Source organism: Kitasatospora nipponensis, from assembly GCF_039528135.1.
Lineage (GTDB): Bacteria > Actinomycetota > Actinomycetes > Streptomycetales > Streptomycetaceae > Kitasatospora > Kitasatospora nipponensis.
The window spans coordinates 1-9,781 of sequence record NZ_BAAALF010000254.1 but is presented as its reverse complement, the minus strand read 5'-3'; the positions used below and the strand labels follow the sequence as shown (position 1 = coordinate 9,781).

At 72.7% G+C, this 9,781-nt stretch carries 9 protein-coding genes; all 9 read right to left on the bottom strand.

All coding sequences use genetic code 11. The features are described from left to right. Positions 1–1,254, bottom strand: a 1,254-nt coding sequence (locus tag ABD323_RS37250) for an MraY family glycosyltransferase (RefSeq protein WP_344446531.1), incomplete at its 3' end; no start/stop codon positions are given. A gap of 131 nt (positions 1,255–1,385) precedes the next feature. Then, complete coding sequence (locus ABD323_RS37245) at positions 1,386–2,654, bottom strand: serine hydroxymethyltransferase (protein ID WP_344446530.1); 1,269 nt, start codon at positions 2,652–2,654, stop codon at positions 1,386–1,388. 37 nt (positions 2,655–2,691) lie between these two features. Next, complete coding sequence (locus tag ABD323_RS37240; RefSeq protein ID WP_344446532.1) at positions 2,692–3,366, bottom strand: arsenate reductase/protein-tyrosine-phosphatase family protein; 675 nt, start codon at positions 3,364–3,366, stop codon at positions 2,692–2,694. A gap of 38 nt (positions 3,367–3,404) precedes the next feature. Next, on the bottom strand, positions 3,405–4,052 hold the full coding sequence (locus tag ABD323_RS37235; RefSeq protein WP_344446529.1) for an L-threonylcarbamoyladenylate synthase: 648 nt from the start codon (positions 4,050–4,052) through the stop codon (positions 3,405–3,407). Between the two features lie 60 nt (positions 4,053–4,112). Then, entirely contained in the window at positions 4,113–4,979 is an 867-nt protein-coding gene (gene prmC, locus ABD323_RS37230) for a peptide chain release factor N(5)-glutamine methyltransferase (protein WP_344446528.1), read from the bottom strand. A 55-nt stretch (positions 4,980–5,034) separates the two neighbouring features. Then, entirely contained in the window at positions 5,035–6,111 is a 1,077-nt protein-coding gene (gene prfA, locus ABD323_RS37225) for a peptide chain release factor 1 (protein ID WP_344446527.1), read from the bottom strand. A gap of 161 nt (positions 6,112–6,272) precedes the next feature. Beyond that, entirely contained in the window at positions 6,273–6,497 is a 225-nt protein-coding gene (gene rpmE, locus ABD323_RS37220; RefSeq protein WP_344446526.1) for a 50S ribosomal protein L31, read from the bottom strand. Between the two features lie 170 nt (positions 6,498–6,667). Then, positions 6,668–7,930 carry an LCP family protein gene (locus tag ABD323_RS37215; protein ID WP_344446525.1) on the bottom strand — a complete coding sequence of 421 codons (1,263 nt, stop codon included), beginning with the start codon at positions 7,928–7,930 and terminating at the stop codon, positions 6,668–6,670. Positions 7,931–8,156: 226 nt separating this feature from the next. Beyond that, positions 8,157–9,781, bottom strand: a 1,625-nt coding sequence (rho, locus tag ABD323_RS37210) for a transcription termination factor Rho (RefSeq protein WP_344446524.1), incomplete at its 5' end; no start/stop codon positions are given.

Sequence of the window (9,781 nt, the reverse complement as noted above, 5' to 3'; positions counted from 1 at the left end):
GAGCCGGCCGAGCAGCTCCTTGTCCTGCGCCGAGAGCTCGGCCATCGCCGGCGCCCCGGCGGTCACCTCGACCGGAGCTGCGGTCTCCTTCCGGTAGCGCGGCGGCACGAAGGACTGCACCGCGCTCGGCGCCTTCGGCCGGAACCACGGCAGCAGCAGGACCACGATGCCGATCAGGCAGAAGCCGGCACAGGCCAGCACGACCGTGCGGCCGGTGTTGGTGAACGAGAACGCCACCGTCCCGAAGGCGATCAGCGCGGCCCAGAAGTACATGATCAGCACGGCCCGGCTGTGCGAGTGGCCGATCTCCAGCAGGCGGTGGTGCAGGTGCTGCTTGTCGGCGGCGAACGGCGAGCGGCCCGCCCAGGTGCGGCGCACCACGGCCAGCAGCAGGTCGGCCAGCGGCAGCGCGATCACCGCCAGCGGCAGCAGCAGCGGGATGTAGATCGGCACCAGGATGTGGGTGGTGGCGGTCTGCGAACCGGCCTGCTGGGTGATCAGGTCGGGGTCGACGCGGCCGGTCACCGAGATCGCGGCCACCGCGAGCATCAGGCCCAGCATCATCGAGCCGGAGTCGCCCATGAAGATCCGGGCCGGGTGCAGGTTGTGCGGCAGGAAGCCCAGGCACATGCCGATCAGCAGCGCGCTGAAGAGCACCGAGGGCGCCGCCTCGCTGATCGAGTAGCCGTACCAGAGCCGGTAGGAGTACAGGAAGAAGGCGATCGCGGCGATGCAGACCATGCCGCCGGCCAGACCGTCCAGACCGTCGATGAAGTTCACCGCGTTGACCATCACGACCACCAGGGCGACCGAGATGATCATGCCCTGGGTGGGGGTCAGCGCGACCGGGCCGACCCCGGGCACCGGCAGCGAGATGACCGTGATGCCCTGGTAGACCATCACGCCGGCGGCGATCATCTGGCCGCCCAGCTTCACCAGCGCGTCCACGCCCCACTTGTCGTCCAGCACGCCGAGCACCCACATGATGCCCACGCCCGACAGCAGCGCCCGGATGTCGGAGGAGTCGTCGCTGAACACCTTGCCCAGGTTGGTCAGTTGCGAGGCCACCAGCAGGCCCGCGCAGAGCCCGCCGAACATCGCGATGCCGCCCAGGCGCGGGGTCGGCTCGCGGTGCACGTCGCGCGCCCGCACCGGGGGCATGGCGCCCGCGATGATCGCGAACTTCCGGACCGGGCCGGTCAGCAGGTAGGTGACCGCGGCCGTGCTGAAGAGCACGAGCAGGAACTCACGCACCGACGGCCTCCTTCCACGCGCGCTGACGGGTGAGTACGAAAGGTACTCCCGCAGTTGTCCGGGGTTCGAGGTGCGTCGCCACGGTCACACCTTATTGAGTCGGACGAGCGCGGCGTGCATCGCGGTTCGCCCTAGCGGCTGCCGATCGCCGCGAAGTGTGCGGCCAGTTCGCGCACCCGGGCCGCCACCGGGGCGCTCGCACCCCCACTGAGCAGGGTACCGATCAGCGCGCCGACCTCGCCGAGCTCGCCGGCGCCCATCCCGAGCGCGGCCGCCGTTCCGGTGCCCAGCCGGATCCCCGAGGTCTGCGCGGCCGGCGCCGGGTCGAACGGCAGTGCGCACTTGCCGAGCAGGAGTGCGGCGGCGGCGCACCGGCGTTCGGCCTCCGCACCGGTGATCCCCAGCGGGGAGACGTCCGCGGTGACCAGGTGGGTGTCGGTGCCGCCGGTCAGCGGGCGGGCCCCGGCGTGCTCCAGCGCCGCCGCGAGGGCGCGCGCGCCGTCCACCGCGCGCCGGATGTACGCGCCGAACTCCGGCTTGTCCGCCTGTGCGAACGCCACCGCCTTGGCCGCCACCTCGTTCATCGCGGCGCCGCCCTGGGTGAACGGGAAGACGGCCTTGTCCACCCGCTCCGCCAGCTCCCCGGTGCAGAGCAGCAGCCCGCCGCGCGGCCCGCGCAGCAGCTTGTGGGTGGCGGCCACCACGACGTCCGCGTACGGCACCGGCGAGGGCGCCGCTCCCCCGGCCACCAGGCCGATGGTCTGCGCGGCGGAGGCGACCAGGTAGGCGTCCACCTCGTCGGCGATCTCCCGGAAGGCCGCCCAGTCCAGGTGCCGCGGGTAGGAGATCGAGCCGGCGATGATCGCCTTGGGCCGGTGCGCCTTGGCCAGCTCGCGGACCTGGTCGAGGTCGACCAGCCCGTCCTGCTCGCGCACCCCGTAGCCGACGAAGTCGAACCAGCGGCCGGAGAAGTTCGCCCTGGACCCGCAGGACAGGTGCCCGCCGTGCTCCAGCGACATCGCGAGCACCACGTCGCCCGGCCGCAGCAGCGCCGCGTAGGTCGCCAGCATCGCCGAAGTGCCCGAGCGCGGCTGCACGTTCGCGTGGTCGGCGGAGAACAGCCGGCGGGCCCGCTCGATCGCCAGCAGCTCGGTGGCGTCCGCCAGCGCGCAGCCGGCGTGGTGGCGGTGTCCCGGGTACCCCTCGGCGTACTTGTCCACCAGCGGGCCCGCCAGCGCGTCCAGCACCGCCTCGGTGGCCAGGTTCTCGCCGGCCAGCAGCTGCAGCCCGCCGGCGCGGCGCTGCGCCTCCGCGCTCAGCAGGTCGGCCACCTGCGGATCGGCGCTCCGCAGCGCCTGCGAGGGGTTCCAGTGGACCTGCACGGCGTCGGTGACGGTCATGACGGCGCTCCGGGGGGCTCGGGCGGTGGAAACCAGCCTAGAACCGCATCGGGCGCTCGTCCTGGCGGCACGGGGCCGGTACGCCCGTCAGGGCGGTGACCACCGGGTCGAGCGCGTGGAATATCTCCTCGCCGCAGTTGCGGAACATCCCGATCGGCGCGCCGTACGGGTCCCCCACCTCGTCCGCCTCGGGCGTGGCGGCCAGCAGCCAGCCGCGCAGCGCGGCGGCCGCGCGCACCAGTGCCCTGGCCCGGTCGATGACGTCGGCGCCACCGCGCGGGTCGGGCAGCGTGGCCGGGTCTATCGAGCGCACCAGCCGGGTGAACTCCTTGAGCGTGAAGGTGCGCAGACCCGCCGCGTGGCCCATCGAGATCACCTGCGCGCGGTGGTCCAGGGTCGCGGTGAGCACCAGGTCGGCGTCGACCACGTGCTCGTCCAGCAGCTCGCGGCCGGCGAAGTTGCCGCTGTCCACGCCGTACTCGCCGAGCACGGTGGCCGCGTGCGCCTCCATCGGCGCACCCTCGTGGCCCCAGGTCCCGGCGCTCTCCACCACGATCTGTCCAGCCAGGTGCTCGCTGAGCCGGGCGTCCAGCTCGTGGCGGGTCAGCCGCTCGGCGATCGGCGAGCGGCAGACGTTGCCGGTGCAGACGAACAGGATCCGGAAGCCGCCGGCGGCTCGGTGCGCCCGCGCCGCCGCGGGGCGCTGGGCCAGCGCGAGCGAGGCGAGCGGCGCGTCATGGAGTCCGGCCGTCAACTGCCGGCCTCCAGGTCGGGTACGACCTCCCTCAGCTGCTCGACGCTGACCGCGCCCGCGCGCAGCAGGACCGGGATCTTGCCGGTGACGTCGACGATGCTGGAGGCCAGACCGTGCTCGGCCCGCCCGCCGTCCAGGTAGATCGCCACCGAGTCGCCCAGCTGGTACTCGGCGTCCTCGCAGTCGGCGGGGGCGGGCTGGCCGGACTTGTTGGCGCTGGAGACGGCCAGCGGTCCGGTGGCGTTCAGCAGCTCGATGGCGACCGGGTGCAGCGGCATCCGCACCGCGACGGTGCCGCGGGTCTCGCCCAGGTCCCAGCGCAGCGAGGGCTGGTGGCGGGCCACCAGGGTCAGGCCGCCGGGCCAGAAGGCGTCGACCAGCTCCCAGGCCCGCTCGGAGAAGTCGGTGACCAGGCCGTGCAGGGTGGTCGGCGAGCCGACCAGCACCGGGGAGGGCATGTCGCGCCCGCGGCCCTTGGCGGCCAGCAGGCCGGCCACGGCCTCCGGGTTGAAGGCGTCCGCACCGATCCCGTAGACCGTGTCGGTCGGCAGCACGACGAGCTCGCCGCGGCGGATCGCCGAAGCGGCCTCGCGCAGCCCGGTGGCCCGGTCGCCCGCATCGGCGCAGTCGTAACGACGGCTCATCAGTGCAGTCCCCTTCGAGGAGCGGTGAAGTGGTTCACGGTGGTCGACATGGTCACGGGGTCAGTGCTGGATCTTGCGCGCCGTGGTGAAGCGCGGCCGCCCGTTGAGGTCGCGGTGGTCGGCGGTGTCCGTCCAGCCGCCCTCCTCGTTGAAGATCCACGGCACCTGGCCGCCCTGGGTGTCCGCGTGCTCGATGACCACCGCGCCGCCCGGGCGCAGCAGCCGGGCGGCCACCCGCTCGATGCCGCGGATGGTGTCCAGCCCGTCCTCGCCGGAGAAGAGCGACATCTGCGGGTCGTGGTCGCGGGCCTCGGGCGCGACGTACTCCCACTCGGTGAGCGGGATGTACGGCGGGTTGCTGATCACCAGGTCGAAGCGGCCGTCCCAGGAGCGGTCGTCCTCGAAGGCGCGGGTGGCGTCGCCCGCGTGCAGGGTGACCCGGTCGCGGTCGGAGCTGGTGGCGATGTTGCGCCGGGTGTACCGCAGCGCCCCCTCGTCCAGCTCGAAGGCGTGCACGCTGGAGCGCGGCAGCTCCTGGGCCAGCGCCAGGGCGATCGCGCCGGAGCCCGAGCAGAGGTCGACCACCAGCGGCTCGGCCACGTCCATCTCGCGCACCGCGTCTATGGCCCACTCGACCACCGTCTCGGTCTCCGGCCGGGGCACGAAGACCCCGGGGCCGACCTCGAGTTCGAGGTAGCGGAAGAACGCCCGCCCGGTGATGTGCTGCAGCGGCTCGCGGGCCTCGCGGCGCGAGACGGCCTCCCAGTACCGGGCGTCGAAGTCGGCGTCCTTGACCGTGTGCAACTGGCTGCGCTTGACGTGGTGGATGTGTGCGGCGAGTTCCTCCGCGTCGAAGCGCGGCGACGGCACGCCGGCCGCGGCCAACCGCTGGGTGGCCTGCGCCACCTCGGCGAGCAGCAGGTTCATCCGACCACACCTCTGTCTTTGGGACGATGGGCTCACGCTGTTGGGGCGATGGGGCTCAGTTCTCCTGCGCGGCGGCCAGCTTGGCCGCCGCGTCCGCGTCCACCGCCGACTGGATCAGCGCGTTGAGCTCGCCGTCCAGCACCTGGTCCAGGTTGTAGGCCTTGAATCCCGTGCGGTGGTCCGAGATGCGGTTCTCGGGGTAGTTGTAGGTGCGGATCCGCTCCGAGCGGTCGACCGTGCGGACCTGGCTGCGCCGGGCGTCCGAAGCCTCCTGCTCGGCCGCCTCGACCGCCGCGGCCAGCAGTCGCGACCGCAGGATGCGCATCGCCGACTCCTTGTTCTGCAGCTGGCTCTTCTCGTTCTGGCAGGAGGCCACGATACCGGTCGGCAGGTGGGTGATCCGGACCGCGGAGTCGGTGGTGTTGACCGACTGCCCGCCGGGACCCGAGGAGCGGTAGACGTCGATCCGCAGGTCGTTCGCGTGGACCTCGACCTCCACCTCCTCGGCCTCCGGGGTGACCAGCACGCCGGCGGCGGAGGTGTGGATGCGGCCCTGCGACTCGGTGGCGGGCACGCGCTGCACGCGGTGCACCCCGCCCTCGTACTTGAGCCGCGCCCAGACGCCCTGGCCGGGCTCGGTGCTCCCGCGGGACTTCACGGCGACCGAGACGTCCTTGTAGCCGCCGAGGTCGGACTCGTTGGCGTCGATGATCTCGGTCTTCCAGCCCACCCGCTCGGCGAAGCGCAGGTACATCCGCAGCAGGTCGCCGGCGAACAGCGCGGACTCCTCGCCGCCCTCACCCGCCTTGACCTCCAGGATGACGTCCTTGTCGTCGTTGGGGTCGCGCGGCACCAGCAGCAGCCGCAGCTCCTCGGTCAGCTCGCCCTGGCGCTTCTCGGCGGCCTTGGCCTCGGCCAGGAAGTCGGGGTCCTCCGCGGCGAACTCGCGGGCCGCCACGATGTCCTCGCCGGCCTGCCGCCAGGCGCGGTAGGTGCGGGTGATCGGGGTCAGCTCGGCGTAGCGCTTGGAGAGCTTGCGCGCGTTGGCCTGGTCCGCGTGGACCGAGGGGTCGGCCAGCCGCTCTTCGAGGGCGGCGTGCTCGATGAGGAGCTCTTCGACTGCCTCGAACATGGGGTGGGCCTACTTCCCGTGGGATTGCCGGTGGAGGGGTGGGGGCTGCCGGGGCCGCGAAGGGCGCCGGGAGTGCCGGGCGGTGCCGGGGACGCGAACGGCGCCGGCCCTGGGCACCCCCGCACGGAGCGGGGGCACCAGAGACCGGCGCCGCAGGAGCGCTAGGACCGGTTGCCGCTGAGGCCCTTGCCGAAGCGAGCCTCGAAGCGGGCCACGCGGCCACCGGTGTCGAGGATCTTCTGCTTGCCGGTGTAGAACGGGTGGCACTGCGAGCACACCTCGGCGCGGATCACGCCGGAGGTCTCGGTGGAACGGGTGGTGAACTCGGCGCCACAGGTGCAGGTCACGTTGGTGACCACGTACTGGGGGTGAACTTCGGGCTTCAAGGGATGCTCCTAGAGATCGGGAGGGCACCGGGTCGGCGGCAGGAAGCCGCACGTGAACCGGGACCGACGGACCAGTCTGCCAGGACCGGCCGCATCTTCCCAAACCGGGGCCCGCCCGGAGATATTCCGATCCGGCCTCGCCGGCGGCCGCCGGGGCGCCCGCGCACCGCTCAGGAGTCGCCGTCGGCGCCCTGGGCGGCCCCGGTGGCGGGAGCGGAGGCGGCGGGAGCGCCGGCGGGCGTCGCGGCGGAGCCGGCGGCGGCCGTGGCGCCCTGGGTGGCCCCACCGGTGCTGCCGGTCCCTGCGGTGCCGCCGGTGCCGCCGGTGCCGCCCACGGGGCTCCTGGGGTCGGCGGGGTTGGACGGCTGGCTGCTGACGATCGCCGCCGGCATCGGCCGGTCGGTGCGCAGCGCGTCCCAGACCTGGCCGGACTGCGGGTTCAGCGGGACCACCCGGTTGGGGTCGGTGGGCGCGGTGACCACCGGCAGCGTGACCATGGTCAGCTGGTCGGTCCCTATCCCCTTGAGCTCCTGGCCCAGCGAGGTGAGCGCGCTGACCGAGGCGAGCGCGGAGTCGGTGGTGATGCTGCGGGTGAGCGTGTCGGCGACCGAGAAGAGCTTGGCCGGGTTGCCGAAGAGCCCGATCGAGTTCACCTGCTGCATGATCGACTTCACCATCTGCTTCTGCAGCTCGATCCGGCCCAGGTCGCTGCCGTCGCCCACGCCGTGCCGGGTGCGCACGAAGGCCAGCGCCTGGTCGCCGTTGAGGTGGTTGGTGCCGGCCTTGAGGACCAGGCCGCTGTCCTTGTCGTTGATGTTCACCGTGGTGGTCACGCTCGCGCCGCCGATGGCGTTGACGAAGTTGGCGAACCCGGAGAAGTCGATCTCGATGTAGTGGTCCATCCGCAGGCCGGTCAGCTGCTCGGTGGTCTTCACCGCGCAGGCGGCGCCGCCCACCTCGTAGGCACTGTTGAACATCGCGCTGCGCACGGCCGGGACCGCGGTGCCGTTCGGCGCCGTGCAGGCGGGCCGGGCCACCAGGGTGTCGCGCGGGATGGAGACCACCGTGCCGGCCGAGTGGCCCTGGTTGACGTGCACCACCATCGCGGTGTCGGAGCGGGCGGTGTCCCCGGTGTCACCACCGGCCAGCGAGCTGTTGGCGCCGCCGCGCGAGTCCGAGCCGAGCACCAGCACGTTGAACGAGCCGTTGTTGGCGGCCGAGGGCCGGCCGCTGCCGAGCTGGCCGTCGATGTCGACGCTCTTGATGTTGGCGTTCAGCCGCCAGTAGGCGTACCCGGCCGCCCCCGCACCGGCCAGCACCAGGCCGGCCAGCGTGAACGCGACGATCCGCAGCACCCTGGCCCGCCGGCTGCGGGCCCTGCGGTGCGCGGCACGGCGCTCGCGCCGGCTCGCGTGCTGCTGCTCTTCGGCCATCGGTCCTGGTCCTCGCGGTGACGAATACGGCTTTCCTGGCGGAATGCCGCGTGCGACCAGGCTGGCCACCCTTCGAGGATAAGCGAGAGAGATGAGATGGTATGTCCGGTTCGTGCAACGGTTCCGCGCCGGCCCTCCCGGGCCCGGGTACGACACGGCCCCGGGGGGCCGCTGGAGACCAGCGGCCCCCCGGGGCCGTGCGCGCGAGCTGTCGCCCGACGTCCTGTCAGTCGTTGGACCCCGGCGTGGTCTTGGCGATCTGCATCAGGAACTCGGCGTTGCTCTTGGTCTGCTTCATCTTGTCCAGCAGCAGCTCGATGGCCTGCTGCGAGTCGAGCGCGTGCAGCACCCGGCGCAGCTTCCAGGTGATCGCCAGCTCGTCGGCGCCGAGCAGGATCTCCTCCTTACGGGTGCTGGAGGCGTCCACGTCGACCGCCGGGAAGATGCGCTTGTCCGCGAGCTTGCGGTCCAGGCGCAGCTCCATGTTGCCGGTGCCCTTGAACTCCTCGAAGACGACCTCGTCGGCGCGCGAGCCGGTCTCCACCAGCGCGGTGGCGAGGATGGTCAGCGAGCCGCCGTTCTCGATGTTGCGCGCGGCGCCGAAGAACTTCTTCGGCGGGTAGAGCGCGGTCGAGTCGACACCACCGGACAGGATGCGGCCGGAGGCCGGCGCCGCCAGGTTGTAGGCACGGCCCAGACGGGTGATCGAGTCGAGCAGGATCACCACGTCGTGGCCCAGCTCCACCAGGCGCTTGGCGCGCTCGATGGCCAGCTCGGCGACCACGGTGTGGTCCTCGGCCGGACGGTCGAAGGTCGAGGAGATGACCTCGCCCTTGACCGAGCGCTGCATGTCGGTGACCTCTTCCGGACGCTCGTCGACCAGGACGACCATCAGGTGGCACTCGGGGTTGTTGCGGGTGATCGCGTTGGCGATCGCCTGCATGATCATCGTCTTGCCGGTCTTCGGCGGGGCGACGATCAGACCGCGCTGGCCCTTGCCGATCGGCGACACCAGGTCGATGATCCGGGTGGTCAGCACGCCCGGGTCGGTCTCCAGGCGCAGGCGCTCCTGCGGGTAGAGCGGGGTCAGCTTGCCGAACTCGGGACGGCCGCGGCCGCTCTCCGGGTCCATGCCGTTGACCGAGTCCAGCCGCACCATGGCGTTGAACTTCTCGCGGCGCTCGCCGTCCTTGGGCTGGCGCACCGCACCGGTGATCGCGTCACCCTTGCGCAGGCCGTTCTTGCGGACCTGGGCGAGCGAGACGTAGACGTCGTTGTTGCCCGGCAGGTACCCCGAGGTGCGCACGAAGGCGTAGTTGTCGAGGATGTCCAGGATGCCGGCGACCGGGATCAGCACGTCGTCGTCGCCGACCTGCGGCTCGGCCACCGCGCCCTCGAAGCCGTCACGGCGGCTGCCGCGGCGGTTGCGGTCGCGGTAGCGGCCGCGGCGGCCGCGTCGGCCGTCACCGAACTCGTCGTCGTCGTAGCCGCCCTGCTGGGCGGGGGCGGGCTGGGTGCTGGGCTGCTGCGCGGCGGCCGGCTGGGCGCTCTGCTGCTGCCCGCCCTGACCGCCCTGACCGCCCTGGCGGTCGGCGCGGTCACGGCGGTTGCGGCGGTCGCGGCGCGACTCACGGCTGTCGCCGGCGTCGCCCTCGGGGGCGTCCGTGCGCTGCTCGGCACGGTCCGAGCGGTCGCGGCGGTCGCGGCGGTCGCGGCGGCCCTCGCGCTGGTCCTCGCGGCCCTCGAAGGTCCGGCCGTCGGCGGCCCGGCCCTCGGTGGCGCGCGACTCCGCGCCGCGGGACTCGACCGGGGCGGCGGTGGGCGTCTCGGCGCTGTCCACCGCGGGGGGCG